Origin of the sequence: Pseudodesulfovibrio sp. lm2024, assembly GCF_051175575.1 — a bacterium.
GTDB lineage: Bacteria > Desulfobacterota > Desulfovibrionia > Desulfovibrionales > Desulfovibrionaceae > Pseudodesulfovibrio > Pseudodesulfovibrio caledoniensis.
Map to the genome: position 1 here is coordinate 1923690 of NZ_CP195092.1, position 26169 is coordinate 1949858.

The window sequence follows — 26169 nt, forward strand, 5'->3', positions numbered from 1 at the left end:
ATATGTCTAGAAAGTTCGTTGCTGTTTTCGTCATGGCTTCCCTGCTTCTACTCCCGGCTCTTGCCGGAGCGGCCGAAGCGGTCCCGGCGCAGGATTTGCCGGACCTGATTCAGAAACGATATGAGACCCTTAAAACTTTTCGAGCCGCCTTTTCCCAGGAGTTGACCAACGTGGCCAGCGGCGAAGTGGAGAAGCGCGAGGGTAAGATATGGTTCCGCCAACCCTCCCAAGTGCGCTGGGAGACCACGGCCCCGGAAAGGGAGTTGCTCGTTGTCGGGCCCAAGTTCGCCTGGGACTACATCCCGGACGAGGAACTGGCCATCAAGTACGGCGTCACCGCGCTGCTCGATTCCAAGACCATTCTGCGCTTCCTCTCGGGCCAGGCCAACATCAAGGAAGACTTTGTGGTCCGGACCGAATGGCCGGGCGCGGACGAGGTTCGGGCCCGTTGGGGCAAGGATCTGACCGTGTTGCAGCTGGTGCCCAAGGAGGCAGAACCGGGCATGGTCCTGGCCTTTGTCGGCGTGGAGCCCGCCACCGGCCTGCTCAGGCAGGTGATGATCGTGGATTTCTACGGCAACGGCAACGAGGTCAAGCTGACCAACGTGGAGACCGACGTGGACCTGGCCAAGGACATGTTCACCTTCACTCCGCCCGAGGGCACGCAGGTGGAGGACAACACCCAGGGATTCTAGAGGCCGACCTCTTTCTTCAGGGCCGCGGTTTCCTCAGCGGTCAGCTCACGCCATGCGCCGGGCTTGAGGTCGCCCAGGGCGACCGGGCCCTGTTGTACGCGCCTGAGGCGCAGGATGGTCAGCCCGAACTCGTCGCACATTCGGCGGATCTGCCGGTTCACTCCCTGAATCAGAGTGATTTCAAGCTGTTGTGTTCCGGCAATGGGCTTTTTCAATCGCACCTTGGCCGGGGCGAGCTTCTCGCCTTCCTTGAGGGTCATGCCGTTGCGCATGGCCTGGACCGCCTTTTGCGGCACCGAGCCCCGGATGGTCACGACATAGACCTTGGGCAGGTGGTATTTGGGGTGTGTCAGTCGGTAGCACAGATCGCCGTCCGTGGTCAGCAGGAGCAGCCCTTCTGAAAAGAAGTCCAGCCTGCCCACCGGGAAAGGGCGCTTCCTGCGGATTTCGAGCGGCAGGAGGTCGAGGACGGTCTTGCGGCCCTGGGGGTCGCTGGCCGTGGTCACGGTCTCCACCGGCTTGTGCAGCATGAGGGTCAGTTCGCCCGCGCTCGCCTTCAACCCGATGATCTTGCCGTCCACGGCCACCTTGTCGGCGGCCGGGTCGACCTGGAGCCCGGGTGAGTCTGCGGTCTCGCCGTTGACGGTCACCCGTCCGGCAAAGACCATGTCGTCGGCGCCGCGCCGGGACGCGACGCCGCATTGGGCGATGAATTTGTTCAGCCGTATGGTTTCGGAAGGGGCGTTGGACATGCCCCGTCTTCTAGACCTGAATGGACTTGGTGGCAAGCTGGAAGCTGGTGACCACGTCGAGCATGTTGGTCACGTCGCCCACGGCGCGCTGACTGGTCAGGCCGAAGAACTCCAGGCAGGTTCCGCAGACCAGGATGGACACGCCGCTCGCCTCGAGTTTCTGGAGCTCCTCCAGGCAGCGGCTGCCGGGCACGGCCAGCTTCACGCCGCCGTTGACCAGGATGATGCGCCACAGCTCGTCGCCCAGCTCCTTGAGGGTGACCATGAAATTGTACATCAGGTTGCCGCCCAGGGTGTCGTCGCCCGAGCCGATGACGTCCGTGGGCACGAAGACCAGGATCTTGTCCTTGTCCACGTTCTCCAGTTCGGCCTCGGTCATGACCGCGCATTCCTCGCATTCGGCCCCGTTCTCGCGCAGGCCGGTGACGATGAAATCCGGGCCGGACTGCTCGGTCCGCACGGCGTAGCCCTGCATGGTCAGGAAACGGGAGACGTTCTCCTTGGCCGGTTCGTTGTCGACGATGATCACCAGCTGGGCCGGGCCGTTCTTTTCCACGGCCTCCTTGCAACGGAGCACGGGCTGGGGGCAGGGGAGTCCTTTGCAATCGAGGGAAATGTCAGTCATATCTACTCCTTGATTTTGGAATGCTGCACAGAATGCGGCGGTTGGTCAAATCGATATGGTACATTAAGAATATATAACTCATAGACTATTTCACTACTTCTGGCCCCTTGCTCTTCGGGCCGCGAGCCGGTAGAGAAAGGAAAATCCGAAATCGAGTGACTCTGCATGAAAATACCGATTGATCCCGCCGCGTTCGCGCCCTTCATCGCCTGGCTGTTCAAGTTGTGGGTGCGGACTATCCGTTTCGAGCCGGCCGAAGGCAATACCGATTTCGTCGCCAGGAACGAACGCGGCGAGCCTACGATCCTCGCCTTGTGGCATGGTGAAATATTCCCGGTGACCGCTTTCGGCCATACCCTGACCTCGCAGGTGGTGACCTTCGTCAGCCAGTCCAAGGACGGCGAGGTGATCGCCCGGGTGTTGGAGCGTATCGGCCATACAACGGTGCGCGGCTCGAGCACTCGAGGCGGGGTACGGGCCCTGCTTCAGGCCAAGCGCGTCATGGACAAGGAAAACCGCATGGCCGTCTTTACCGTAGACGGGCCCAAGGGGCCCCGCCATAAGGCCAAGGACGGCATTATCTTTCTCGCCCAGCGGGCCGGTGCCAAGATCGTTCCCCTTCGGGCCTATCCCGTAAGCAAGAAGGTCTTTGAAAAGTCCTGGGACCATTTCGTCCTACCTCTCCCGTTCACCCGTTGTCCGGTCTATGTCGGCGAACCCATGGCCGTGACGACCGAGAAACTGACCAAAGAGGTTCTCGACCGCGAAACCGCCCGCCTCGAAGCCCGCATGCTCGCCCTCGGGCCGAAGTAGGGCAGATGCCTCCCGCGATTTCGCGGATTTTTAGCGCGAAAGAAAGCCCCCGGCTCGGTGAGCCGGGGGCTTGCGTTTTGTTGTTTGGGAGAGGGCGGTTATTCGGTCTTCACGCGGGCCGTGCCTTCCTTGTAGAAGGGCAGGGCCGTCTTTTTCGCTTCCAGCTCGGCGCGGGCGGTCTTGATGATGAAGGTGTCCTTGTCCGCGTCCTCGGCCCGCACGTAGGCCAGGGCGATGCAGTGGCCCAGGCTCGGGGCGAAGGAGCCGCTGGTGATGATGCCGGTCTTCTCGCCGCCGGGCAGGCAGACCTCGTCGTTGTGCCGGGCCGTGCGGCGGCCTTCGATGGTCAGGGGGATGAGGGTCTCGTCCACTCGGCCCAGGCCGGACTTGCCGATGTATTCGGACTCCTTCTTGAGGAAGAAGCCGGCACCGGCCTCCACCGGGGTGCGCTGCTCGTCCAGGTCCTGGCCGTACAGCGGATAGCCGATCTCCAGGCGCAGGGTGTCGCGCGCGCCCAGGCCGACCGGCTCCACGCGCTCGTCGGCCATGAGCTTTTCCCAGATCTCCAGGGCCTTGTCCGAGGGCAGGTAGAGCTCGTAGCCCAACTCGCCCGTGTACCCGGTGCGGCTGACTATCATCGGGAAACCGAGGGCTTCGGTCTGCTCGAAATTGAAATATTTCAGATGATTCCACTTGGAGCCAAAGAGGTCGTTGAGCACCTCCAGGCTTTCCGGGCCCTGCACGTCGATCTTGCCGGTTTCGTCGCTGATGTCCGTGAAGGTCAGTCCGCCGGGCAGGTTGGCCGCAATGTGGTCGAAATCCTTCTGGCGGCACGCGCCGTTGACCACGAGCATGTATTCGTCCTCGGCCAGGCAGTAGACGATCAGGTCGTCATTGATGCCGCCCGAGGCGTTGAGCAGGAATCCATAGCGGCACTTGCCCGGAGCCAGCGTGTCCAGGTCGTGGCTGACGATCTTGTTCAGCCCGTCCTTGGCGCCCTGGCCCGAAAGCCTGAACTCGCCCATGTGGCAGATGTCGAAGATGCCCGCCTTTTCGCGGGTATGCTTGTGTTCGATGATGATGCCCTTGTACTGCACCGGCATGTCGAACCCGGCGAACGGGGCCATCTTGGCGCCGTTTTCCCGGTGCCACTGGGTGAGCGGGGTGGTTTCCAGGTTTTCCAATGTATGCTCCTTGCGGTGTTGCTATTGTCCCGAACCGGCTTGGCTCGACACGCGGGACTTCCGGATGGACCGGAACTCGTCGAGCAGCATGACCAGCTGTTGGTACAGTTTCTTTATGTCCCGCCCGTAGGGCGAGAGGTCTTTGTCGTCCTGTTGAACGTACTTGCGCAGCAGGTAGGCGTCGGACACCACATCGTTGCCGATGATCAGGATTTTGACGACCAATTTGTCGAAATAGTTGACGATCTCGAACTTGAGATCATTCAGTATCTCGTTCATCAGTTCCAGCATGCGCCGGTACGATATGGCCTCGCCCTTGTACTTGCGATAGCGCAAATCTTCAAGCACCCGGATCTTCCTCGCCTGCTGGATCTGGCCGTATCGGGACCATACTTCCTGGTGCAGGTCGTGCAGTTCGTTGAAAATCTTGTAGTTGTCCGGGGCCAGGAGGTAGGCGTCCAGGACGCGGACCAACTGCGCGTAGTAGTCGTCCGAGTAGTCCACGATGCGATGCATGTGCTTGGAAAGCCAGACAAACAGCACCTTGAGGCGGTTCTCGTGGGTCTCGGTGTTCTCGATCAGTTCCTGGCGTTTGTAATTCACCGGGATACGGTACTCGCCGCGCACGATGTCGTTCAGCCGGAGGAGCATGTTGCGCACGTTCTGGATGATGTTCATGCCCTCGATGATCCGCCCGGTGACCGGGTGGATGATCTCCTGCCGGAGCACGGACAGGGCGCGGTCCTCGCGCACGTTGCGGGCGTTGTAGTCGTGCTGCTGGTAGGAAACCCGGAGGATGACCACGCGCTTCTTGCGGTCGATGAAGAATCCCTGGTCATCGAGGACCTCGCACAGCTCCTTCTGGTTCTCGTTGACCTGGATCAGGGCGATCTTCTCCACCTTGGGATATTTGATGGACCGCCTGGGCGTGCCCTTGGGCGGCGACATCAGGGTGGTGATGGTCCGGTCGCTCTGGCCGAGCACGCGGACGATGAACCGCTCGTGCTGGCGCAGCAGACGGATGGCGAACATGGCCGAGGAGGTGCGCCGCTCGGAAACGATGGGGAAGCCGTACAGCTCCATCATGAACTGGTACACGAACAGCCGGTTGCACTCGTAGAGCAGGTTGTTGCCCGGCTTGAATTTGCCGATCTTGAGCCCGAACTGCTTGAGCTCGCTGTCCAGGTTGGAGGGCAGGGAGGCGTACACCCCCTGCAGAGTGAACTCCCCGGCCGAGTTCAGGGCCAGGACGTGCGCCCGCTCCAGTTGCAGCAAAAAGGGCAACATCCGGTCGTAGTCCTGGATGGAGCAGATATCGCAGGAACCGAACTTGTTCAGGAATTCCGGATGATACCGCTTGGGAAGACGGCTTAAAAAGGTGCGGATATTGGTGCTTCGGGCATTGTCCTCCACCGCGCAGGCATCCTGCACCTGCATCTCCTCCCAGTCCGAAGGCGAGTGCAGGGCGTCGAACTGGAATATCTCCTGAAAGGAGTTGAGCAGCCGCTCGAAGACGACCATGGAGAAGCCGGGCAGGTTCTTGTGCTCGTAGAGATCGACCTCGAAGGAGGGGAGCAGCTCCCGGGCCTCCACCAGGGGGTAGTCCTGCTCCTCGAAATAGGGCCGCAGCAGGCAGTGCTTGATGTGCTCGTAGTCGATGAACTCCTTGAGCTCCTCAAGGGTTTCGAGTCTGATGCGGGATTTCTTCTTCCCTTTTCTCTTGTAGCCAGGAGCCTGGCTGAATGCTTTTTTCCACATTGAAAGCGGTTCCGGGTCGAGTCAGAGGAGGAGAGGGACAGGGCCTCATGTGATCATCGTATATGTCTATACCCATCCGCCATGAAATACAATGATTAGCGCATTATAATCACATCCAACAGCCTTTGGAGGCGCACGGCCTGATCAAAGCGTCACGAATCGCCGATTACGAAACAATGGGCCTGAATTATTGACTCTCTGCCCGCTGTTGGCTAATGTACGCAGGCTGTTGAGGCACAATCGAACCGTACGTTTCCGTGACCAGAGGGGTCGTCATGAAGAAGAAGGACCAATGCCCGCGATCGAAAATCAACGAGCAGTATTGTACCTGCACCTATAATTGCGACAAGCACGGCATCTGTTGCGAATGCCTGCATTATCACCGGCAGCGGGGCGAGCTGCCTGCCTGTTATTTCACCAAGGAAGAGGAAAAGACCTATAACAGGTCCGTGGAATTCTTCATCCAGCGCCGGGCCTGAGCCCGCGCGGCGGCACATTTTCAAGGGCGGTCGAGACCGCCCTTTTTTCTTTGAGGAGCAACGCATATGACCGGTGATTTCGACGCCACACGCGTCATGAAAGGGCTGGCCGCCATTGCGGACAAGGCCGGAGACATCGTTCGGGAAGGCGCGGCCCACGGGCGCACGATCCGCCACAAGGGACGCATCGACCTGGTCACCGAGACCGACCTGGCCGTGGAGGCCATGCTCAAGACCGAGCTGGCCACGCTCCTGCCGGGATCGGACTTCCTGGCCGAGGAGACGGCCAAGGACACGGAGCCCGGCGAGCTGACCTGGATCATCGACCCGGTGGACGGGACCACGAACTTCGCCCACGGCCTGCCTTTTGTGGCCAATTCCATCGCCCTGTGGCGTCGCGATCGGGTGGTGCTGGGCATGGTCAACATGCCGCTCACGGGCGAGCTGTTCTCCGCTGTCCTGGGGCAGGGGGCCTTTCTGAACGGCCTGCCCATTGCGGTGACCGGCGAGGCGGACCTGGAGCAGTGCGTGCTGGGTACGGGGTTTCCCTATGACATAGACACGCACTTGGAAGATATCCTCAAGAACCTGAAGACGTTGCTACCCATGACCCAGGGCATCCGTCGGGCGGGCGCGGCGGCCGTGGACCTGGCCTTCGTGGCCTGCGGGCGGCTGGACGGTTTCTATGAGCGCGCCCTGAATCCCTGGGACACGGCGGCCGGGCTGCTGCTCATCAACGAAGCGGGCGGCCGGGTGACCGAGTACGACGCGGACGTGCCGTACACCTTTGATTCAAGTTGCATCCTGGCCACCAACGGCCGGATTCACGGAGAGTTGAGCGGGCTGCTGACCCGGGATTAGGCCGGGACCAGGAAGCCGGATTCCCAGAGGATGACGAGGTTGGGCGTGAGCAACTCGCGGAATTCCTTGATCAGGCAGGTCAGCTCCTCGCGCGAGTAGTAGAATCCTTCGGAGACCGCGTCGGCGTTGGGAATCACGGGCAGGGTGTTCTTGGTCACTTCGAACAGGGAGACGTGTTCGAAGCCGGTTTCCGGCCCTGCGGGCAGTTCCCGGACGAGCTGGGGGTGGTCGATCTCCAGGTTCAGTTCTTCCCTGAGGGCGCGCACGGCCGCGTCAAAGGTGGATTCCCCGGCCCTGGGGTGGGTTCGGGCGGAGATGTCCCAACGTCCGGGAAAGAACAGCTTGTTGGGATTGCGTTTTTGCAGGAAGATCTTTTTTTCGGGATTGAAGACGAGCACCTGCACCGAGCGGTGCATCAGCAGCTGCCGGTGGACGCTGCGCTTGGAAAGCACGGCCAGCGGGCGGTTGTCCCGGTCGATGACTTCGACCAGGTGATCCGAGTCGCGTTCGAGGTTGTCTTGCTGAGAGGTCATAAGCGCAGGCTCTTTTTTTTGTCGTACGAATTCTGTATACACGCATTGTTTCAACATATCCAGCCCCATATGGCTGCGGAGGCGCGATGAGGGACGAGGTGGTCGAGTTGGGAGAACCGGATATCCGGGATCTCATGGAGCTCGAAGCGTTGTGTTTTGCCTACCACTGGACCAGGGAGCAGTTTCTGCTCGGACTGGAAGGGGAGGCGTTCAAAGTGATCGGCGTGCGCCGCGACGGCGTGCTCGCCGGGTACATGGCCTTTTCCCTCATTGCGGACGAGATGGAGATACTCAATCTGGCCGTGCACCCCGATTACCGCCGGCAGGGGCTGGGCGAGACGCTGCTGGCCAGGAGCCTCGAGATCAGCGAGGCCAACGGCACCACCAAGAGTTTTCTGGATGTAAAGGTTTCAAACGATCCGGCCTTGGCTTTGTACCGCAAGTTCGGATACAAGAAGATTGGCGTAAGGAAGAAATACTACCCGGACACCAAGGAAGACGCCCTGTTGCTCCGGTACGACTTTCCACAACACGAAGCATGAGGATTTGACGTATGCTGTTTATCGATCAGGTTGATATCGCTGGTAAAAAACTGCTGTTCAGGGTGGACTTCAACGTCCCCATCGAAGACGGCGTCATCACCGACGACAACCGCATCCGGGCGGCCCTGCCGACCATCCAGTACGCCCTGGACAAGGGGGCCTCGGTCATCCTCTGCGCGCATCTGGGCAAGCCCAAGGGCAAGGTCGTGCCCGAGCTTTCCTTGGGGCCGGTGGCCAACCGCACCGGCGAACTGCTCGGCAGGGGGGTGGCCCTGGTGCCGGGCCGCATCGGCGACCAGGCCGTGAAGATGGCCGCCGACCTTGCGCCGGGCCAGGTGATCATGCTCGACAACCTGCGCTTCAACCCCGAGGAGACCGGCAAGACCCCCAAAGAACGGGGCGATTTCGGCAAGCTGCTGGCTTCGCTGGCCGACGTCTACGTCAACGACGCCTTTGGGGTGGCCCATCGCGAGAACGCCTCGGTGGTGGACGTGCCCGGGCACGCCAAGGTCTGCTGCGCCGGATTTCTGCTCAAGCGGGAGTACGAGTACCTCGGTGAGGCCCTGAAGGACCCAAAACGGCCTTACGTCTGCGTATCGGGCGGCGCCAAAGTGTCCACCAAGCTGGGAATATTGAACAACCTGCTCGGCAAGGTGGACCACATCATCATCGGTGGGGCCATGGCCAACACCTTCCTGCTGGCCAAGGGGTACGACGTGGGCCAGTCCCTGGTGGAGCCGGACCTGGTGGACGCCGCGGCCGAGATCATGGCCAAGGCCGAGTCCATGGGCTCGGTCCTGCATCTGCCCGTGGACTTCCGCTACGCCAAGACGCCCAAGGCCAAGCAGGCCGAAGGGGAGTGCAGGGCGGACGCCATTCCGTCGGACGCTCTGGTCCTGGACATCGGGCCCGAGACCATCGCCGACTTCGTGTCCGTGCTGGAGCGGGCCAAGACCGTGGTCTGGAACGGTCCCATGGGCTTGTTTGAAACCACGGCGTTCGCCAAGGGCTCGCTGGCGGTCTGCAAGGCCATCGCCGGGCTGGAAGACGCCCTGACCATTGTCGGCGGCGGCGACACGGACGCGGTGGTGCACATGATGCAACTTGACGATAAATTTAGCTTTATTTCGACAGGCGGCGGTTCTTTCCTGGAATTCCTCGAAGGCAAGGAACTCCCGGCCTTCAGAGCTTTAAAGGAGTGCATGAACAAATGAAAAAGTTGATGGCAGCCAACTGGAAGATGTACAAGACCTGGGACGAAGCCCGGTCCACGGCGGAGGAACTGGTCGGCCTGGTGGCGGACAAGCTCCCGGCGGACCGCGAGGTGCTCGTGTTCCCGCCGTTCACCGCGCTCAAGGCCGTGGGCGATGTGTTCGGGCCTGCGGTCGGCTTCTCGGCCGGGGGCCAAGACTATTATATACAGGAAGAGGGCGCCTTCACCGGCGAGATCGCTCCGAAGATGCTCAAGGATGCGGGCGCGTCTTACGGGCTGACCGGCCACTCCGAGCGCAGGCACGTGCTGGGCGAGGACGACGAGTGCGTGGGCGCCAAGACCGCCTACGGGCTCAAGGAAGGCCTCAGCGTCATCCTGTGCATCGGCGAGCTCATCGAGGAGCGCAAGGCGGGCCGCGTCCACGAGGTGCTTGAGCGCCAACTGCGGGCCGGTCTCAAGGACGTTCCCAAGGACATTGATCCCGAGCGGTTGTCCGTGGCCTACGAGCCCGTCTGGGCTATCGGCACCGGCGAAGTGGCCGGACCGGCGGAAATTGTCGAGGCGCACGATTTCACCCGGAAAATTCTCGTTTCCATCTTCGGCGAAAAAGCCAATGAAATGAGGATATTGTATGGTGGAAGCGTCAAGCCGGGCAACTGCTCGGAAATTATTGCGCTTGACAATGTCGATGGAGTATTGGTAGGAGGCGCGAGCTTGCAGGGACAAAGCTTCAGCGAGATCGTACTGGCTTGATTTTGCAAGCGGAAAGAAGTTTTAAGAAAAGGGATTAATTGTGGAAAACATAGTCTTGGTCATCCATATTTTGGCTTGCATCTTTTTGATCGGCGCTGTAATGCTTCAGTCCGGTCACGAGGGGATGGGAGTCATCTTCGGCGGCGGTAGCAGCACGATGTTCGGCAGCACCGGCGCGGGCGGTCTCCTGGTAAAGGTAACCGCTGGACTTGCAACGGTTTTCCTGCTCACTTCCCTCGGATTCAACATCCTCAAGGGGAACAGGGTTTCCGCCGAGGACTCCATCATGCTGCAGCAGAACGCTCCTGCGGCGGAGACCGCGGCTCCGGCCGAACAGGCCAAGCCCGGTGTGACCTTCAAGGATACCGGAGACGACGCCAAGAACCAGTAGGTTCAACGCATATCGTGCCGAGGTGGTGGAATTGGTAGACACGCTGTCTTGAGGGGGCAGTGGAAGAAATTCCGTGGGGGTTCGAATCCCCCCCTCGGCACCACGATAATAAAAGGGTTGTAGCTAACAAGCTGCAACCCTTCCTCTTTTTGGGGAGAGGGGAGGAAAGGCCGTTTCATCGTGCTGACTCGGCACCGTTTGCCCAATACCTCCAAATTCTTAGTAGTCGGCATTGTCTTAGATTGACTCGACGAAAAAAGCGATCACCTTCATATTTCCATCTCCTTCTCCCTCTCCATCGCAACTAGTGCGGTACCCTCTTAGTTTCATTCGCATCAGTGGCCCTTTCGATGAGTGCGTCATAAGTACCGTCGTATTTCATGGCCCGCAATGTCTCCGCCAAGGGAGTGACAAGCTCTTTATGCTTACGGTTAAGGTAGGCATAAATCTTCAATGAAGCCAGGGGAGGTTCAATCTTTCGAATGTGGGTGATGTAATGCTGGCTTGAATTCAGAAGGTCGTCCATTCCAACTGAAGAGCCTATGCTTATGTCTGTCCTGTTCGCATCAAGAAATTGTAATAGTTGTTTGTGTGTGCTCAATTCCTGCACCTGTTTCGCATATTTGCTGGCCATTCTTGTGGCAAAGATAGACCCTCTGAGGACAGCCACTCGATATCTTTTTAGATCGCTCCACCCATTTGGAAGTTCGATGTTCCTGTTGGTATATGCACAGGTGTAAATAACCTGTTGAACTTCTGGAATTCGGATAAGGTTGTTGTAGGTCTGATCGATCCCTTCGATTCTATGCGCCTCTCCGTCGGTGAGCCCCTCGTTGGACATTTGAAGTGAACGTTTACCTGGGTAGGAATGCAATTGGAATTCGTAACCCAGCCTTTTGAACGCTTCGTGCAGAATCAGAAATGTGCGATCGAACATTGGACTTCCCTCTCTGACATGTGTCGAAAAGACCAGTACTTGCTCAGCGGCTTGGGCAGGCTGAGCAAGGAGGGAAAACGCCCACAAAACATAATAAATGTAATGTCTTATGCTGGACATGCCTGATAATAGCATACATTTTTCAAGCGGTACACCATGAACGGCTTGCCGAAAGGGGAAATCACTTACCTGTGGGCGAGACTCGTTTGGTGGTGCCTGCCTCTAGAACTTAAAGCCGTTAAGGTTCAATACCATACACAGAAGAAATTGGAAGCGCATGAGAAAAGGGCCGCACATTGAGCGGCCCTTTTCTTTATAAATCATAGCGGTACAAATGATTCGCCCATTTTCTTGTCGATGGCATCTTGCGGGCTTTAGCCGCCCCGCACGCTGTCCCCTGCGGTCTGCTCTCTTTTCCTATTCCTGGAGATGCAGGGGTCAGACCTTGCGCATCACATCCCGGCACCAGCCGAGGAGCAGTTCAAAGGCCTGTTGCTCCGAATGAATCTCCAGCCAGCCGGGGAAATCCATCCCTGCCTCGACGATCTCCCGTCTCGTTCCCTCCAGGCATTGAATCAGTTCCCCCTTGGTCGAACAGTATTGGCCGGAGTCCAGATAATGGACCACCTGCATGAGGAAGAAGGCGGATTTGAAGGCCTCCTTCAGGATGACAGGCCTGGCTTCCTTTTCGGCATAGAGATAGCTGTGGGTCAGCATGTGGAGGAGGGCGGATGCGCTAACGCGCGCCCCATAGTGGACGTCCTCGCGGCTCACGGGCGGCAGATAGTCGTCCAGTCTGCCGAAATGGTCGGTCGTGTCCTTGCCGAAGGCGAACAGTTCATGGGGCGGCCAGGCAGAGAACTCTTTGATGCCGCAAAAAAAACCGCATGCCTTGCGCCCCTCGGGCATGGCGTGGACAATGGCGCGGTAGGCGTCCAGGTCGGCCGTTTCAACAGTGTCCAACAGGACGACCAGGTCGATGTCGCTCGCTTCGGTGGCCTCCCCACGGCGATAGCTGCCCTGCAATCCGAGATAAAGCAATCGATCCCCGAACGTGTCCCGCAGGAAGGGAAGGACGTCAGACATCCAGGTCTTTGCTTCAATCATGTAGCACTCCTATGGGTAACATGTTGCGATGGTGTACCAAGAGTCGCTTTTTCGCGCCAGCCAAACATGTCTTGGCTCACGGAGATCATCACCTTTCCCGGCGCAGCACCCGCGAGGGGGATGCAGCCGTTTTTGGAAAGGATTTCATCAAGTTGCTGCCTTCAAGACTCTGTTTTGGAACATTTCCTGCTCATATTGACAAGCCATTCTCACAATGTGGCGTTTAACCATTTTTAATGATTGGTTAACTTGGCTAGAAGAAAAGGACGTCAACGGCTGTTCACTCCGGCTGAACCTGGTACACGTTGCAAAAGGCAACAGCGCCGTGATCCCTGACGACCGCGAGCACGCCGTAAACAACCGCCTGACGGGATCAGGCCCAAGCCACGGGTACACCATGACTGCCATTACAATTTTCAACGGATGTTTTTGCGATGCCCGGCCAGTGGTCGAGCGCGTGGTGGAAATCACCGGGTACCGCCTGGTTGAGGACCGGGAGATCATTGCCGATGCCGCCCGTCTTTCCGGGTTGAACAAGGCGATGTTCGCCGGGATGATCGGCGCGCGGAGGGATGATTTCGGCATGACCGGGTCGGAGCGAAACCAGGTTGTCAGTTGGTTGCGGTATGCCGTGGCCCGCAAACTGAAAGCTGAAAAAAATTTGGTGTTTTGGGGATTTACAGCATTGCTCACCCCCCGTGATTGCGCGAGCATTCTCCGCGTCTGCCTGGTCAACGAGACCAACGACCGGCTGTGGGCCGCCTGCCGGGACGGCGAGCGCAGCGAACCCGAGGCGCGTGAGTTCATGGACATGGACGACCGGGTTCGCGGGGAGTGGGTCGTGGGTGTTACGGATTGCAACGATCCGTGGTCCGAAGTCCTGTACGACATGATCGTTCCCGTGGGGGGACTCGGGGTCAGGCAGAGCGCGTACCTCATCGTCGAGCAGCTGGCCAACGTTGCGGTCCGGGATTCGGCGGCCAGTTGGGCGCGCGTGGAGGACTTCCGGCTGGCTGCCGAGGCGCAGGCGGAACTGGCGCGGTACGGGCACGACGTGGCCGTGTCCGCACGGGCCGGAGCTTTGACCCTGAGCCTGGAGAGCCATGACTCGACCCTCAAGAACGGCACCCGCTGCCTGTTCGACAAGGTATCCGAACTGAAAGGGGTCAGGGGCGTGGAGATCGGCACGGGCCAGCGCTACAACCCCAACGACGTCTTCCAGCGTGCCGCGCTTGTTCGTCCCTACTGCGTCGAGGAATCTTTGGAAGATGCATCGTGCCTGTCGGTCCACGACGAGGATGCCGCTTTGGCAGAGGCCATCCGCGCACAGCTTCCCTACGAGACATGGGGCGTGTCCGTGTTCGTCAGGGACGGCTTCGTCTCCCTGGCCGTCAACGACCACGGGAAGTTGCTGGACCGCATGGCCCGGCGCGTCTGCGGGCTGGTTGCGGATATCGACGGCGTTTTGAGCGTGGAGTTCGGCGTGGGCCGGGAATACCACCGGGGCGCGGCCTGCGCCCGAGTCCGCCTGGAGCGGTGCATGGCGCTGCTCGCGGACGACAAGCGCAAGTTCCTCCCAACCCTGTCCCCTCGTTTGCGGCGAGGCGACGAGCCGGGAGCCTTTGCCCTGTATGACGGGAGAAGCGCGTTTTATACCATGGATGAGCACGAGCCCGAGGTGGTCCTGCTCGATATGCCGGTTTCGGACGGGACCGACGTATTGCGGCAGTTCAAGCTGGATCACCCGGAGACCGAGGTCCTGGTCCTGTCCGACCGGGGAGCGGAGCAGGACCGTGAAGCCTGTCTGAGCCTGGGGGCTTTCGCCTGCCTGAATAAGCCGGTGAACACCGCCGCCCTGAGCGAGACCATCCGGGCCGCCTGTGAAAAGTCGCGGTCGATTTCCTTTCCGTAGTCCAGGCGGCTATTCCTGACACCACACGGAGATGTTCGGCTATCGAATCGGTAGAATACTGTCGCTCATGCTCGCCTCGTGATCAGGCTGTAAAAGTAAAGAAAAAGGGAACCGCGCTCGCGCGGTTCCCTTATGTTTGCAGCTGTGAAGAACGGCTACGCCTTGGAATCCAGATACGCTTTGAAGGCGGGCGCGCCGGGCTTGCCGTCCGTTGTGGTCACGTCGTCCAGCCACTTTTCGTATATCTCGGGGTGCGCCTTGAGCCAGGCAAGTCCAGCCTTGGTCAAGCCGATGGACGCGTCCTTGTGCACCAGGGTCATGATCTGGTTCATCATGGACACCGAGAAAGTCATGTTCTTGAACAGTTTCGCCACGTTGGGACGATCCTGCTCAAGCCCCTTGCGGATGTTGGTCCACACGGTGGCGGTGCCGTCGTTCGCCCCGAAGGTCGCATCGGTGCTGCCGGTCAGGTAGGTCATGTCGATACGCTCGTTCATGCTGTGCGGGGCCCAGCCGAGAAAGACGATCCATTTGTGGTTGGCGGCATCGGCCTGGACCTGGGAGAGCATGGCCACCTCGCTGGACGCGACAAGCTTGAACCGCCCCAACCCGAACATGTTCTTGTCGATCATGTCCTGGATGATCTGGTTGCCGTCGTTGCCCGGTTCGATACCGTAAATCTTCCAGTCCAGCTTGTCGCCGAACTTGGCGATATCGCTGAAATCCTTGAGCCCGGCCTGGGCGCAGAACGTGGGTACGGCCAGGGTGTACTTGGCCCCGGGCATGTTGACCGCGTATTGGATGACCTTGCCGCTCTTGAAGAATTTGTTGGCGATGGTGGCCATGGAGGGCATCCAGTTGCCGAAAAACACATCGGCGTCTCCGGTCGACAGGGCGGAGTAGCTGATGGGCACGGAAAAGACCTTGTTCTCGGCTCGATACCCCAGGCTCTTGAGAACAGCGACCGCGATTTCGGACTTGATGGTCACGCCGGTCCACGAGACGCTGGCCACGGTGATCTTGTCGGCGGCGCGCGCGGGGACGGTGGAGCAGAATATGGTTGCGATGACGAGAAAGGCGACGGCGAGCCGCCTGAAGACGGAAGACATGAAACCTCCTTGGTTGGGATTGCCGGGAGCGGGCGGCCTCTCGAGGCCGGTCCGTTCCCTGCGCCCGGAGCGGACGACTTGATTATTGGGCCTTCACGCCGAACCAATTGAGGGCTTGGGTGGCGTGGTTGCGGTATATGTGTTTGACCTCGGTGTATTCCTCAAGGCCGATGGCACCCAGTTCTCGGCCCAGGCCGGACTGCTTGTACCCGCCCCAGGGGGCCTGGACGAAATAGACGTTGAAGTCGTTGGCCCAGACAGTGCCGAAGCGAAGTCGCTTGGAGACCCGCTCGATGCGGTCGGGGTCACGGGTCCAGAATCCGGCGGACAGGCCGTAGATGGTGGAGTTGGCGCGTTCGACCGCTTCGTCTTCGGTGGTGAACCGCTCCACGGTGATGACCGGGCCGAAGACCTCCTCCTGGACGATGCGCATGTCGTTGGTGCAATCGGTGAACAGGGTGGGAAGGTAGAAGAAACCCTTTGCCAGCGCGGGATCGTCCGGCCGTGAACCGCCGAGCGCGAGGGTCGCGCCTTCCTTTTTGGCGATGTCCACGTACCCCTCGACCTTGGCCAGGTGTTCGGCGGAGATGAGCGGCCCCATCTGGGTTCCCTCGTCAAAGCCGTTGCCCACCGTGATGTTGGCCATGCGCTCGCTCAGGGCCTTGACGAACCGGTCATGTATGCCGTCCTGGACCATGACCCGCGCCCCGGCCGAGCAGATCTGCCCGGCATGGAAGAAGACCCCGTTCAGGGCGTAGTCCACGGCCAGTTCCAGGTCCGCGTCGTCGAAGATGATGTTCGGGTTTTTGCCGCCCAGTTCCAAGGCGACCTTTTTCACGTTCCCTGCGGCCGCGCGCATGATGGTCTTGCCCGTGGAGATGCCGCCGGTGAAGGAGATGAGGTCCACATCGTCGTTTTCGGACAGTTCCGCGCCCACTTCCGCGCCGGGACCGAGGACCGTGTTGACCACGCCGGGGGGGAACCCGGCTTCTTCAGCCAGTTCCGTGACCTTGAGGGTGGTCAGGGGGGTGATTTCGCTCGGCTTCATGACGATGGTGCATCCGGCGGCCAGAGCGGGGGCCATCTTCCATGAGGCCTGGAGCAGGGGGTAGTTCCACGGCGATATCTGCCCGCAGACCCCGACGGGTTCGCGGACCAGCGTGCTGGTGGAGTCGGGGTTGGGCGAGGCGATGACCTGGCCCGCGTCCTTGTCGGCCAGTCCAGCGAAATAGCGGAAGATGCCCGCGATATCGTCCATGTCCCAGCGGCTTTCCTCCACGGTCTTGCCCGTGTCCAGGCTCTCCAGGCGGGCCAGCTCTTCGCGGTCCCGCTCGATGAGGTCCGCCAGGCGAAAGAGCAGACGGCCTCGCTCGGCGGCGGGCGTCTGCGGCCAGCCGCCTTTGTCGAAGGCGGTCCGGGCGGCCTTGATGGCCGCCCTTGCGTCTTCGCGGGTCCCCTCGGGCACGGTGGCGATGATCGCGCCGTCAAAGGGGTTGATGATCTCGCGGGTCGCGTCCGCAACGCTTTTCACCCATTTGCCGTCTATATATAGCATGCTTTTTATCATTGTTAACCTACTGTGATTCCGAATGTTGATAAAACGGAGCGTGTTCCGGGGGCAGGGGCGTGTTGCCGAGGATGATGTCGGCTGCTTTTTCCGCGATCATCATGACCGGGGCGTATATGTTGCCGTTGGTTACGTAGGGCATGACCGAGGCGTCCACCACGCGCAGACCTTCCACGCCGTGGACTCTCAGCTCGGGGTCGGTCACGGCCATGTCGTGGGTGCCCATGGCGCAGGTGCAGCTCGGGTGGTAGGCGGATTCGCCCTCGCGAGCCACGAAATCAAGGATTTCCTCGTCGGTCTGGGCCTGGGCGCCGGGGGCGAGTTCCTTGCCGCGCAGTTCGTCGAATGCGGGCTGAGTCATGATCTCGCGGGTCTTGCGGATGGCCTCCACCCATTCCCTTTTCTCCTGTTCTGTGGACAGGTAGTTGAACAGGATGGACGGATAGTCGGCCGGATCGGAGGACTTGAGCTTCACGTGGCCGCGCACGTCGGTGTTCATGGGGCCGACATGGACCTGGTAGCCGTGGCCCTCGTTGGGGGCGGAGCCGTCGTAGCGGATGGCGATGGGCAGGAAGTGGTACTGGAGGTTGGGGTATTCCACTCGGTCGTTGCCCCGGATAAAGCCGCCCGCTTCGAAATGGTTGGTGGCCGCCTCGCCCGTGCCCCCGAAGAGCCATTTCATGCCGATCCACGGCTGGTTGTACCATTTCAGGCAGGGGAACATGGAGACCGGCTGCTTGCAGGCATACTGCACGTAAAGCTCCAGATGATCCTGGAGATTCTCGCCCACGCCTGGCAGATCGTTGACCACGTCGATGCCCAGGGCGGACAGCTCGCGGCCGTTGCCAATGCCGGAAAGTTGCAGCAATTGCGGTGAATTGATCGCACCGCCGCAGGAGATGATCTCGCCGCCGTAGGCCTTGAAGGTACGCTTGCCGCGGGTGTATTCCACACCCACTGCGCGCTTGCCTTCAAACAGAATGCGCGTGGTCATGGCCTTGCACTTGACGGTCAGATTGCGCCGGTTGCGCACCGGGTGGATATAGGCCCGGGCCGCGTTCCAGCGGCGGCCTTTATAGGTGTTGCGGTCGAACTTTCCGAATCCTTCCTGCTGATAGCCGTTGACATCCTTGGTCACCGGGTAGCCCGCCTGCTGCACGGCCTGGAAAAAGGCGTCGAAGAGCGGGTTGTCGCACTCGGGGGTGGTCAGGTAGAGGGGGCCGACTGCTCCCTGGTACTCGTCGGCACCGGCGGTGCGGCACTCGAAACGCTTGAAGTAGGGCAGGCAGTGCGCATAGTCCCAGTCCTCCAGGCCATCCTCTCTGGCCCATTTCTCATAATCCATGGCATTGCCGCGGATGTAGATCATGCCGTTGATACAGCTCGATCCGCCAAGGACCTTGCCCCTCGGCTGGTAGATGCGCCGGTTGTGCATGTGCGGCTCGGGTTCGGACTCGTACCACCAGTTGTAGGTCTTTCCTGCCAGGGGGTAGGTCAGGGCCGCGGGCATATGGATGCGGAAATCCAACTTGAAGTCGGGCAGCCCGGCCTCCAGAACCAGGACCTTGTTCTTGGGATTGGCGCTCAGGCGGTTGGCCAGGACAGAACCGGCGGAACCTCCGCCAACAATTATGTAATCGTAATGTTTCATGTAATCTGAACTCGTTGAATTTAAGGTTGGTCTTCCTGCAGGAACTCGGCATCCTGCGGGGACATGCCGTTTTGGGCGATGCACTGCCGAAGCAGGATGTAGTGGTGGCTGATGAAGCCCAGGGCGCGCATGAGTTGCCCGTCGCGGAGGGCACGGGCCGTGTCGCTCCAGTTGGCCGCAGCCCGTTCACGGAATTCCGGGTTCTGGTAGAGGGCGTAGTCGTGAGAGCTGAAGCCCATCTGCAGGGCGTGCATGACCCACTCGAAGAGCGGGTTGCGGGCCATGCGGGCGAGCATGATGTTCAATTGGCGGTCAAGTTCGCTGGTCACCAGCAGGTCGGGCTCTTCCTCCCGGAGCAGGATTTCGAGGCGCATGGCCTCCTCGAGCAACTCCTCCTTTTCCTTCTGTGTGCCGTGGGCCAGGGCCAGCTTGGTGATGGTCCGGTCCATGGTCTCGCGGAACTCGATCAGCCTTTCCGTGTCGATCGGGTGCTGCTTCAGGAAAAGGGCTAGTGATTCTGAAACATTGGTGACATCCAGTTCTCGGACATAGGCCCCGCCCTTTGCGCCTTTGCGGACCTCGAGAAGCCCTTTCTGTTTAAGGATCTTGATGGCCTCTCGGACAACGCCTCGGCCCGTGCCGAACTGGGACTGCATTTCCCGTTCGCTGGGCAACCGTTCTCCGGATGGCAGCCTGCCGTCCACTATGGCCGCCTCGATCTGCAATGCGACTTCTTCACTCGCCCGTCCTGCCTGAACGGGCAAAAAAAGCGATGAGGTGTTCTTGGTAGTGCTCAATGGTCGTACCTAATTTGGTTTTTGTTGGATTTTGCAGCTGCAAAAGGGCATTTAATGCCGATTTGGTAGGACCATTGTAGGCGATCTTTTTTGATCTCGTCAAGGGTGAATCTGAAGCGGTGTGGGATGATTGTCGAAGAAATGAGGATAAAATGGCGAAACTGTGGGGCGCAATGGCCAATTGCGAACGGAAAGGAGGGGAGAGAGTAAGGAAGGCTGAGAGCTGCTGGAATCAGCGCAGTGCCATGTGGAGCAACGGGAAGGGGTTGCCCTGGCCATCCAAAGGAGAGCGGTCCACGATCTTGAAGCCAAAATGCTCGTAGAAGCCCAGAGCCTGCGGGTTTTGTTCGTTGACGTCCACCCGGTTTACGCCCAGCCGGTCTACTGCCAGGCGGCACAAGGCAGTGCCGACGCCCTGGCCTCTGCTGTCCGGCGCGACGAAAAGCATCTCCAGATTCCCTTCTGCAACGCCGCAGAATCCCTTTATCTTCCCGTCTGCATCTCGGGCGCACCAGAGTTCCACGGCTTCGAAATACTGATCCCGTATCAGTGGACGCAGAGACAGGATGTCTTCCTCGGTCAGAAAGTCGTGGGTCGCGCGGACAGAGGCTTCCCATACGGAGATCAGTTCGGGGTAATCCTCTTTACCGGCCTTTTCTATGCACATGCGTGCTTCCTCGCTGATTTGAATTTGATTCCGTAGGGGAGGGGGACTTTTTGGGCATGATCGTAATCATGGCAATCAATGCCTCTCTGAGGTAGAACAGTGGAAATATAGCAGGCTTTGTATCGTCATTAGCATTGCGTGATGTTTCATTTTCACGGCAAGAAGTGGTTTAGACGCGATAAAAATCCCAGTCAGGCCTGATCACAAGAAATGGCGCAGGACCGCCAGGGAGCCGACGCCCGCGACCAGGGACAGGGGCATGTTTCGGAAACGCAGGGCCACGAGCAGAGTAATGCCCGAGGCCACTGCCTCGGCCGTGCCCACGGCAAAGACCAGCGGGGCGAGCAGGGCGGTCAGAATGGAGCCCGGAAGGCGGGACAGGCACGCCTCCACCCGTTGATTTCCCTGGACCAAACGCACCAGCCACGGCCCGCTGATGCGGGTCAGATAGGTCACGGCGGCCATGCCGAGAATGGCGATCAGACTATCCATCCGCATGGTTACCCCACAGGCCGGTCAGGCTTCCGGCCAGGCCGCCTATCACAATATACCACTTGCCGGGCAAGAAATGGTTGACAACCAAGGCGGTTACGGCGGCCACAACCCAGGGCGGGATGTCCCCCCTGCCTTTCCATAGCCCGGCCAGCAAGGAGATGAACACGGCAGTGAAGGCGAAGTCCAGGCCGAACGCCTCAGGATCGGGTATGACCGCTCCGGCCAGCCTGCCGGTGATAGTCGCCGCCATCCAGGCGGCCCAGATAAGCAGCCCGCAGCCCAGGAGGAAACTCAGGTCGGATTTGCCACGGCTCACGGCTCCGTACGTCATGGCCCAACTCTCGTCCGACAGCAGGAAGAGCAGGGGGAGGGTGGATCTGGCGGGGAGCCCGCGCATCCAGGGCGTCAGGGAGGCGCTCATGAGCACATGGCGCAGGTTGACGATGAATGTAGTGAAAATCAGAGCGGTTACAGGCAGCGGGTGGAACCACATGTCCAGGGACACGAACTGGGATGATCCGGCAAAGATCAGGCCGCTGGACAGCACAGATTCGGCCATGGTCAGTCCGGCCTGGCGGGTGAGCAGACCATAGACCATGCCGTAGGCGAATACGCTGAAGGCCACCGGCAGGGCGCGCAGCGCGCCCTGCCGGACGGATTCCAATGTCAGTCGCCCGTTCACGGCTTAGAACGGGTAGACGAGCGTGCTCTTGTCCTCGTCCTTTTCGCCCATCTTTTTGTCGATGGCTTCGATGCGCGCCTGGGCGGCCACGCGCTGCTCCTTGCGGGAGGCGTTGCGCACCACGGTGCCGAGCAACCGCTTAGCGGTCTCGTATTTGCCGCGCTTTTCATAGATCAGCGAGGCGCGATACATGGCGGTCAGGCACCAGATGTTTTCCTGGGGGTACTGCCACGCCAGTTTAAGGTAATAATCCAACGCCTTGTCCGGGTTGCGCATGGCCTGTTCGCCCTCACCGAGCCAAAACAGGGTCTCGGCCTGCAGGGCCGTGGTCATGGTAGCCCTGGCATCCCACATGGCCAGCAGCTCCTTCTGCGCGGTCTCGTATTCCCGGCGCTGCTGGTAAAGCAGGGCCATGCGCAGCCGGGTCATCACCGGCACGGGTTCGCCGGTCTTGGCCATTTCCTGATAGGTTTCAAGCGCCTGTCCCTGATGTCCGGCATCGAGTTCCAGGCGGGTCTTGATGTCCAGCCAGGCCGTGCGCAGTTCGGGCGGCAGGGCGGGTTCGTCGATGCGGTTCAGGTAAAAGGCTCCGAGTTGCAGGTCTTTGGCTCTGACCGCGTCGTCGGCCAGGTAGATCAGGCTGCGGATGCCAAAGGAGGAGTCGTCGAACAGATAGGCCGCGCGTTTGGCCAGTTCCGCACTCGGCTTGGCCGCGAAGCGTTGCTGCCAGTAGGCCAGCAGTAGGAGGCGGTCCAGAGGGTTATCGGCGGACAGATTCTTCAGCTTGTCCGAGGGGGCGGCGGTCCAGAAGGGGGCCTCGGTCTCGGGATTGGCGTTCTCGCCGGCGGCCCCGGAAAGGGCGGCCAGAACCGGGTACAGGGCAAAGGCCTGGGCCGGTTTTTCGGGCAGGACGTTGTTCAAGCTCTCCTTGAAGGACAGCATGCCCGCCAACCGCAGACAGATAGGAAGCGTCTTCTTATCTATTGAATTCCAGGTGGTTGCAGAGACATGCTCATTGCCGCCCGAAAGAGACAGGGCCAGTTTGAAGTTGCGCAGCAGGGTCGCGGTCTGTTCGGAGATGAGCATGGAGCCGAGTTCGTTGTCGATGGCCTTTTCCGCTTCCTCCGGAGTCATGGTCAGGATGTTGTTGCGGAATTTGGTCCAGGCCGCCGAGTCCGGGTTGCCCAGGAACCATTCGCTGCGCGATTTGGAGTAGGGGGCCAGGACGTTGCCCGCCCAGAAGGCGTGCGCTTTGAGGTAGTTGCCGTTGATAAATACTTCAAGGTTTTCAGGAGTGTTGCCACTGCTAAGAAAGTCGAGGATCGAGGACCAGAATGTGCGTACCGTCTCGTTGGATATCTGGGTAACAAAACCGGCTGCCTCTTCGAATTTTTCCAGGGAAACTGAAGCCATGGCGTGGGCGATGAGCTGCGTGTCCGTGGGTTGCACCAGAGACGCAACGGGCGCGGTGGTATCGCCGGACTTCATGCCGGAAGGGTTCCCGGCAGACAACTGCTCGGGATTCATGATAAAATTGACCTTATTCCAAAATTCGTTGTCCCACACTTTGCGGCCCACGCCCAGAATCATGTCCAGGGCTTCCTTCTGAGAGTCCCGGGAAAGGGTGTGATTGGCCAGATAGGACCAGTACATCTTGAGCCAAACGTCGTGCCAGATGGATTCCAGGGCGGGTTCGCGTTTGAAACGGGCGCGGATTTCGCCGTCCGACAGGTACTTGGTGGCCTGGGTATACCAGAGAACGGCCTTGGTCAGGTCCCCGAGAGCCCGGTGGGCCTGGCCGCCCAGCCACAGGCGTTCGGCCTCGTTCTTTCCTTCAAAGGCTGGTGTCATCTCTATGATTTCAAGGGTTTTATCAGGGGAGTTGAGATTCAGGTAGACTTGAGCGCGTTTGAGCACGGCCTCGGGCGTGTCCGAGGCGGACTCGTGGGCATATTCCTTTTCCAGACGGTCCCAGGCCCGATAGTGCTCAAGCCATTCCTGAAAGGACTGTTTTTCCGCGGCAAGGGCAGGGTTCAGTCCGGCCAGGGCCATAAAAACGGTCAGAAGCGAAAACGCGATGCGTGATTTCATTTTTCCTCAAATCGGCCGTAACGGCCTTTTTGTCTGTTTGTGATGGGGCATCCTTACCAGCCGCGAAAAAAATGCTCAATGGGAAGCATGACCGTTTCATCCAAAGTTTGCGTTCTCAACGTCGAAATCCTCAAGCGGCGTGAAATCAGGAAGGGCAAAAAAACAACGGTGACGATTGGGCTGTTTTGGCTTCTCGTTGTTAAAAGTTTACATAATTTACATTATGAGACAAATATATAACATCTCAAAATAGTGAGATAAATTTCTTAAAGTCTTAAAAACTGAGCAATCCAATCGGCGCTTACGATGGCTTTCCGATGCCCCGTTTCGGCTTGGCCTGCGGTAAATCGCCTGTGCCGCGTTTCCGGGGTTTAATCGATGTGGAACTTCGTCTTTGGGCGCCAAACGGCCCACGTGCGAAATTTGGGCGAGAAAAAAGGCCCTGGTTCGGGCCTTTGAATTGGTCTTTGTGGCTGGAGCGCCTATTCTTCGTCGTTTTTGGGGATTGAAGCGCCGATCCGCTTCAGGTATTTGTCCCGGCATTCGTAGGAACAAAACACGTGGACCTTGTCCCCTTCCCGGACGCGGATGTCGCCGTCCTTGTCAACGTAGGTTCCGCACGACGGGTCCTTGACCATTTCGCCGGAGGCCACCTTCTGCTTGAAGGATTTGTCTTTTTGCATGTCCTTCTTGCGCTTGTCGCCCATGAAGAGCTTGTAGACCAGAAACAGTGCAGCGGCGATGACCAGGAATTTGAGCATGGGAGCCTCGTTGGTTTGTTTTATCAGGAGTCCTGCCAGAGCTTGCGCCCTTCCTGCCGGTAGTTGATGGCTGCCAGGGCCTCATCCACCGTGGTCCCGTCCGGGAACACATAGTCCGGGGCGATCTCCTTGAGCGGCACGAGCACGAACGCCCTTTCCTTGGCGCGCGGATGCGGCAGGGTCAGGAAATCCATGTCCATGACGGTGTCGCCCCAGGCGATGATGTCCATGTCCAAGGGCCTCGGGCCGCCGGGCACGGCCCGGGTCCGGCCCATCTTGGCCTCGATGGCCGTGCAGGTGGACAGGAAACCGGGCGGCGACCAGATTTCGGCGTCGATCTCGAGCTCGATGATCTGGTTGGTGAACCACGGCTGATCCTTGATCTCCCCCTGCGGTTCAGTCTCGTAGTAGTCCGAGACCTTTTTCAGGCGGATATCGTCGCCGTAGTCCTCAAGCAGGACCAGGGCCTCATGCAGGTTGTCTTCGGTGTCTCCCACGTTCGAGCCGAGGCTCACGTAGCAGATCACAGTTTCGAAATTCTGGATACGGCCTCCTCGAGCTTGTCGTTGTGCACGGTCAGGGAAATGCGGAAGTACCCTTCCCCGGGGGTGCCGAAGCCGTTGCCGGGAGTCAGAACCACGCCGGTCTTCATGAGCACGTTGGTCACGAAATCAGCGGACTTGTACCCTTCCGGCACGTTGCACCACAGGTAGAAGGAAGCACCCGGCACGCGGTGCTTGATGCCGATCTTGGTCAGGGCGGCGCTGACCACGTCGCGGCGCTCCTTGTAGATGGCCCGGAATCCCTCGGCAAAGGGCTCGCCCTGCCTCAGGGCGGCGATGCCGGCTTCCTGAACGGCCTGGAAAATGCCGGAGTCCACGTTTTCCTTGATCTTGCCAAGGCCCGCGATGAGGCTCTTGTTGCCCACGGCCATGCCGATGCGCCAACCGGTCATGTTGTAGGTCTTGGACAGGGAGTGGAACTCGATGCAGACGTCCTTGGCGCCCTCGCATTCCATGATGGAGAGGGGCTTGTTGTCCGGATCGTAGTAAATTTCGGTGTAGGCCGCGTCGGAGACGACGATTACGTTGAATTCCTTGGCCTTCTCGATGAGCTTCTCGTAGAAGGGCTTGGTCGCCGTGGCCGCGGTCGGGTTGTTCGGGTAGCAGACGAAGATCATCTTGGCCTTGGCCCAGGTCTCGTCGGAGATGGCGTCCAGGTCCACCAGGAAGTCGTTCTCCTCGAGCAGGGGCAGGTACTCCACCCTTCCGCCGGCGAACTCGGTGGCGATGCCGTAGACCGGATAGTTCGGAGTGGCCACCAGGACCGTGTCGCCGGGGTTGACGTAGGCCAGCGGGAAGTGGGCGATGCCCTCCTTGGAGCCGATCAGGCTGACGACCTCGGTCTCGGGATCCAGGTCCGCGTTGAAACGCTCCTTGTACCAGTCGGCCACGGCCTGCCGGTAGGCCAGCATGCCGACGTAATCCGGATAGCGGTGGTTTTTGGGCTTCCTGGCGCTCTCGTACAGCGCCTCGATGATGAACTCGGGGGTGGGCAGGTCGGGGTCGCCGATACCCAGGCTGATGATGTCCATGCCCTTCTTGGCGACTTCGGCCTTGGCCTTGTCGATGGCGGCGAAAAGATACGGAGGCAGCGCCGACAGGCGGTCGGCCAACTTGAATTCAGACATGTAAGGTCTCTCCTTGAATCCGATATTGAAGCACTTTCATAATGGGGGCATGACCCTGTGTCAATGCGAACCATTGCGCTTTGACCCTCACCTTGTTAGCAAGG

At 59.7% G+C, this 26169-nt stretch carries 27 protein-coding genes and 1 tRNA gene; 10 read left to right on the forward strand and 18 right to left on the reverse strand.

Annotated features, from left to right (window positions below; translation table 11 throughout):
• The first annotated feature begins 2 nt into the window (after nucleotides 1–2).
• Nucleotides 3–695, forward strand: coding sequence for an outer membrane lipoprotein periplasmic chaperone LolA (gene lolA, locus ACR42D_RS08935; protein WP_484566463.1), 693 nt, complete (start codon nucleotides 3–5; stop codon nucleotides 693–695).
• On the opposite strand, the gene ACR42D_RS08940 is transcribed toward lolA, so the two are convergent.
• Both ACR42D_RS08940 and yedF read right to left on the reverse strand, forming a co-directional pair.
• Nucleotides 692–1447, reverse strand: a complete 756-nt coding sequence (locus ACR42D_RS08940) for a pseudouridine synthase (RefSeq protein WP_484566464.1) — start codon at nucleotides 1445–1447, stop codon at nucleotides 692–694. The two genes, lolA and ACR42D_RS08940, sit on opposite strands and share 4 nt — an antisense overlap.
• Nucleotides 1448–1457: 10 nt before the next feature.
• The gene (gene yedF / locus ACR42D_RS08945; protein ID WP_484566465.1) at nucleotides 1458–2072 is read right to left on the reverse strand and encodes a sulfurtransferase-like selenium metabolism protein YedF; all 615 of its coding nucleotides are present in this window, start codon (nucleotides 2070–2072) and stop codon (nucleotides 1458–1460) included.
• A gap of 165 nt (nucleotides 2073–2237) precedes the next feature.
• On the opposite strand from yedF, the gene ACR42D_RS08950 reads away from it, so the two are divergent.
• Complete coding sequence (locus tag ACR42D_RS08950; protein WP_484566466.1) at nucleotides 2238–2885, forward strand: lysophospholipid acyltransferase family protein; 648 nt, start codon at nucleotides 2238–2240, stop codon at nucleotides 2883–2885.
• 98 nt (nucleotides 2886–2983) lie between these two features.
• Here the strand turns inward: ACR42D_RS08950 and gcvT are convergent, their stop codons facing one another.
• Nucleotides 2984–4069 (reverse strand): glycine cleavage system aminomethyltransferase GcvT, encoded by a 1086-nt coding sequence (gene gcvT, locus ACR42D_RS08955; protein WP_484566467.1) that lies wholly within the window; start codon nucleotides 4067–4069, stop codon nucleotides 2984–2986.
• Between the two features lie 21 nt (nucleotides 4070–4090).
• Nucleotides 4091–5827 (reverse strand): hypothetical protein, encoded by a 1737-nt coding sequence (locus ACR42D_RS08960; RefSeq protein ID WP_484566468.1) that lies wholly within the window; start codon nucleotides 5825–5827, stop codon nucleotides 4091–4093.
• A 275-nt stretch (nucleotides 5828–6102) separates the two neighbouring features.
• Between ACR42D_RS08960 and ACR42D_RS08965 the strand changes: the two genes are divergently transcribed.
• Entirely contained in the window at nucleotides 6103–6306 is a 204-nt protein-coding gene (locus ACR42D_RS08965) for a DUF6485 family protein (RefSeq protein WP_484566469.1), read from the forward strand.
• 66 nt (nucleotides 6307–6372) lie between these two features.
• Nucleotides 6373–7167: an inositol monophosphatase family protein gene (locus tag ACR42D_RS08970; RefSeq protein WP_484566470.1), complete on the forward strand. Its 795-nt coding sequence runs from the start codon at nucleotides 6373–6375 to the stop codon at nucleotides 7165–7167.
• Here the strand turns inward: ACR42D_RS08970 and ACR42D_RS08975 are convergent.
• Nucleotides 7164–7700 (reverse strand): NUDIX hydrolase, encoded by a 537-nt coding sequence (locus ACR42D_RS08975; protein ID WP_484566471.1) that lies wholly within the window; start codon nucleotides 7698–7700, stop codon nucleotides 7164–7166. The genes ACR42D_RS08970 and ACR42D_RS08975 overlap by 4 nt on opposite strands.
• An 86-nt stretch (nucleotides 7701–7786) precedes the next feature.
• Here ACR42D_RS08975 and rimI point away from each other — a divergent pair, with 86 nt between their 5' ends.
• The 5 genes from rimI to ACR42D_RS09000 all read left to right on the forward strand — a co-directional run bounded on the left by rimI (nucleotide 7787) and on the right by ACR42D_RS09000 (nucleotide 10702).
• Complete coding sequence (gene rimI / locus ACR42D_RS08980; protein ID WP_484566472.1) at nucleotides 7787–8242, forward strand: ribosomal protein S18-alanine N-acetyltransferase; 456 nt, start codon at nucleotides 7787–7789, stop codon at nucleotides 8240–8242.
• Between the two features lie 11 nt (nucleotides 8243–8253).
• Nucleotides 8254–9456, forward strand: a complete 1203-nt coding sequence (locus ACR42D_RS08985) for a phosphoglycerate kinase (protein ID WP_484566473.1) — start codon at nucleotides 8254–8256, stop codon at nucleotides 9454–9456.
• Nucleotides 9453–10208 (forward strand): triose-phosphate isomerase, encoded by a 756-nt coding sequence (gene tpiA, locus ACR42D_RS08990; RefSeq protein WP_484566474.1) that lies wholly within the window; start codon nucleotides 9453–9455, stop codon nucleotides 10206–10208. Before ACR42D_RS08985 ends, tpiA begins: the two co-directional genes overlap by 4 nt.
• A gap of 40 nt (nucleotides 10209–10248) precedes the next feature.
• Nucleotides 10249–10599 (forward strand): preprotein translocase subunit SecG, encoded by a 351-nt coding sequence (secG, locus tag ACR42D_RS08995; RefSeq protein ID WP_484566475.1) that lies wholly within the window; start codon nucleotides 10249–10251, stop codon nucleotides 10597–10599.
• Nucleotides 10600–10615: 16 nt separating this feature from the next.
• Nucleotides 10616–10702, forward strand: a tRNA-Leu gene (locus ACR42D_RS09000).
• 201 nt (nucleotides 10703–10903) lie between these two features.
• Here the strand turns inward: ACR42D_RS09000 and ACR42D_RS09005 are convergent.
• Nucleotides 10904–11536 (reverse strand): substrate-binding periplasmic protein, encoded by a 633-nt coding sequence (locus ACR42D_RS09005; protein WP_484566476.1) that lies wholly within the window; start codon nucleotides 11534–11536, stop codon nucleotides 10904–10906.
• A 438-nt stretch (nucleotides 11537–11974) separates the two neighbouring features.
• On the reverse strand, nucleotides 11975–12643 hold the full coding sequence (locus ACR42D_RS09010) for a nucleotidyltransferase domain-containing protein (RefSeq protein ID WP_484566477.1): 669 nt from the start codon (nucleotides 12641–12643) through the stop codon (nucleotides 11975–11977).
• 397 nt (nucleotides 12644–13040) lie between these two features.
• On the opposite strand from ACR42D_RS09010, the gene ACR42D_RS09015 reads away from it, so the two are divergent.
• Nucleotides 13041–14555, forward strand: coding sequence for a response regulator (locus tag ACR42D_RS09015; RefSeq protein ID WP_484566478.1), 1515 nt, complete (start codon nucleotides 13041–13043; stop codon nucleotides 14553–14555).
• A 155-nt stretch (nucleotides 14556–14710) separates the two neighbouring features.
• Here ACR42D_RS09015 and ACR42D_RS09020 read toward each other — a convergent pair whose 3' ends face one another.
• The 11 genes from ACR42D_RS09020 to ACR42D_RS09070 form a co-directional block, all read right to left on the reverse strand.
• Nucleotides 14711–15664: a glycine betaine ABC transporter substrate-binding protein gene (locus tag ACR42D_RS09020; RefSeq protein WP_484566479.1), complete on the reverse strand. Its 954-nt coding sequence runs from the start codon at nucleotides 15662–15664 to the stop codon at nucleotides 14711–14713.
• An 82-nt stretch (nucleotides 15665–15746) separates the two neighbouring features.
• Nucleotides 15747–17231, reverse strand: a complete 1485-nt coding sequence (gene betB, locus ACR42D_RS09025) for a betaine-aldehyde dehydrogenase (protein WP_484566480.1) — start codon at nucleotides 17229–17231, stop codon at nucleotides 15747–15749.
• 7 nt (nucleotides 17232–17238) lie between these two features.
• The gene (gene betA, locus ACR42D_RS09030) at nucleotides 17239–18882 is read right to left on the reverse strand and encodes a choline dehydrogenase (RefSeq protein WP_484566481.1); all 1644 of its coding nucleotides are present in this window, start codon (nucleotides 18880–18882) and stop codon (nucleotides 17239–17241) included.
• A 20-nt stretch (nucleotides 18883–18902) separates the two neighbouring features.
• Nucleotides 18903–19679, reverse strand: coding sequence for a FadR/GntR family transcriptional regulator (locus tag ACR42D_RS09035; protein WP_484566482.1), 777 nt, complete (start codon nucleotides 19677–19679; stop codon nucleotides 18903–18905).
• A gap of 232 nt (nucleotides 19680–19911) precedes the next feature.
• The gene (locus tag ACR42D_RS09040) at nucleotides 19912–20346 is read right to left on the reverse strand and encodes a GNAT family N-acetyltransferase (RefSeq protein WP_484566483.1); all 435 of its coding nucleotides are present in this window, start codon (nucleotides 20344–20346) and stop codon (nucleotides 19912–19914) included.
• A gap of 201 nt (nucleotides 20347–20547) precedes the next feature.
• Nucleotides 20548–20844 (reverse strand): AzlD family protein, encoded by a 297-nt coding sequence (locus ACR42D_RS09045; RefSeq protein ID WP_484566484.1) that lies wholly within the window; start codon nucleotides 20842–20844, stop codon nucleotides 20548–20550.
• Complete coding sequence (locus ACR42D_RS09050) at nucleotides 20831–21505, reverse strand: AzlC family ABC transporter permease (RefSeq protein WP_484566485.1); 675 nt, start codon at nucleotides 21503–21505, stop codon at nucleotides 20831–20833. Before ACR42D_RS09050 ends, ACR42D_RS09045 begins: the two co-directional genes overlap by 14 nt.
• A gap of 21 nt (nucleotides 21506–21526) precedes the next feature.
• On the reverse strand, nucleotides 21527–23614 hold the full coding sequence (locus ACR42D_RS09055; protein ID WP_484566486.1) for a tetratricopeptide repeat protein: 2088 nt from the start codon (nucleotides 23612–23614) through the stop codon (nucleotides 21527–21529).
• A gap of 482 nt (nucleotides 23615–24096) precedes the next feature.
• Entirely contained in the window at nucleotides 24097–24375 is a 279-nt protein-coding gene (locus ACR42D_RS09060) for a transcriptional regulator (RefSeq protein ID WP_484566487.1), read from the reverse strand.
• A 23-nt stretch (nucleotides 24376–24398) separates the two neighbouring features.
• Nucleotides 24399–24902: a 2-amino-4-hydroxy-6-hydroxymethyldihydropteridine diphosphokinase gene (gene folK, locus ACR42D_RS09065; RefSeq protein ID WP_484566488.1), complete on the reverse strand. Its 504-nt coding sequence runs from the start codon at nucleotides 24900–24902 to the stop codon at nucleotides 24399–24401.
• Complete coding sequence (locus ACR42D_RS09070) at nucleotides 24899–26065, reverse strand: LL-diaminopimelate aminotransferase (RefSeq protein ID WP_484566489.1); 1167 nt, start codon at nucleotides 26063–26065, stop codon at nucleotides 24899–24901. The genes folK and ACR42D_RS09070 overlap by 4 nt, the downstream gene beginning before the upstream one ends.
• Nucleotides 26066–26169: the final 104 nt, after the last annotated feature.

Coding starts and splice junctions, on each gene's coding strand:
- lolA (WP_484566463.1), top strand. CDS start 3: ATGTCTAGAAAGTTCGTTGCTGTTTTCGTCATGGCTTCCCTGCTTCTA.
- ACR42D_RS08940 (WP_484566464.1), bottom strand. CDS start 1,447: ATGTCCAACGCCCCTTCCGAAACCATACGGCTGAACAAATTCATCGCC.
- yedF (WP_484566465.1), bottom strand. CDS start 2,072: ATGACTGACATTTCCCTCGATTGCAAAGGACTCCCCTGCCCCCAGCCC.
- ACR42D_RS08950 (WP_484566466.1), top strand. CDS start 2,238: ATGAAAATACCGATTGATCCCGCCGCGTTCGCGCCCTTCATCGCCTGG.
- ACR42D_RS08960 (WP_484566468.1), bottom strand. CDS start 5,827: ATGTGGAAAAAAGCATTCAGCCAGGCTCCTGGCTACAAGAGAAAAGGG.
- ACR42D_RS08965 (WP_484566469.1), top strand. CDS start 6,103: ATGAAGAAGAAGGACCAATGCCCGCGATCGAAAATCAACGAGCAGTAT.
- ACR42D_RS08970 (WP_484566470.1), top strand. CDS start 6,373: ATGACCGGTGATTTCGACGCCACACGCGTCATGAAAGGGCTGGCCGCC.
- ACR42D_RS08975 (WP_484566471.1), bottom strand. CDS start 7,700: ATGACCTCTCAGCAAGACAACCTCGAACGCGACTCGGATCACCTGGTC.
- rimI (WP_484566472.1), top strand. CDS start 7,787: ATGAGGGACGAGGTGGTCGAGTTGGGAGAACCGGATATCCGGGATCTC.
- ACR42D_RS08985 (WP_484566473.1), top strand. CDS start 8,254: ATGCTGTTTATCGATCAGGTTGATATCGCTGGTAAAAAACTGCTGTTC.
- tpiA (WP_484566474.1), top strand. CDS start 9,453: ATGAAAAAGTTGATGGCAGCCAACTGGAAGATGTACAAGACCTGGGAC.
- ACR42D_RS09005 (WP_484566476.1), bottom strand. CDS start 11,536: ATGTTCGATCGCACATTTCTGATTCTGCACGAAGCGTTCAAAAGGCTG.
- ACR42D_RS09010 (WP_484566477.1), bottom strand. CDS start 12,643: ATGATTGAAGCAAAGACCTGGATGTCTGACGTCCTTCCCTTCCTGCGG.
- ACR42D_RS09015 (WP_484566478.1), top strand. CDS start 13,041: ATGACTGCCATTACAATTTTCAACGGATGTTTTTGCGATGCCCGGCCA.
- ACR42D_RS09020 (WP_484566479.1), bottom strand. CDS start 15,664: ATGTCTTCCGTCTTCAGGCGGCTCGCCGTCGCCTTTCTCGTCATCGCA.
- betB (WP_484566480.1), bottom strand. CDS start 17,231: ATGATAAAAAGCATGCTATATATAGACGGCAAATGGGTGAAAAGCGTT.
- betA (WP_484566481.1), bottom strand. CDS start 18,882: ATGAAACATTACGATTACATAATTGTTGGCGGAGGTTCCGCCGGTTCT.
- ACR42D_RS09040 (WP_484566483.1), bottom strand. CDS start 20,346: ATGTGCATAGAAAAGGCCGGTAAAGAGGATTACCCCGAACTGATCTCC.
- ACR42D_RS09045 (WP_484566484.1), bottom strand. CDS start 20,844: ATGCGGATGGATAGTCTGATCGCCATTCTCGGCATGGCCGCCGTGACC.
- ACR42D_RS09055 (WP_484566486.1), bottom strand. CDS start 23,614: ATGAAATCACGCATCGCGTTTTCGCTTCTGACCGTTTTTATGGCCCTG.
- ACR42D_RS09060 (WP_484566487.1), bottom strand. CDS start 24,375: ATGCTCAAATTCCTGGTCATCGCCGCTGCACTGTTTCTGGTCTACAAG.
- ACR42D_RS09070 (WP_484566489.1), bottom strand. CDS start 26,065: ATGTCTGAATTCAAGTTGGCCGACCGCCTGTCGGCGCTGCCTCCGTAT.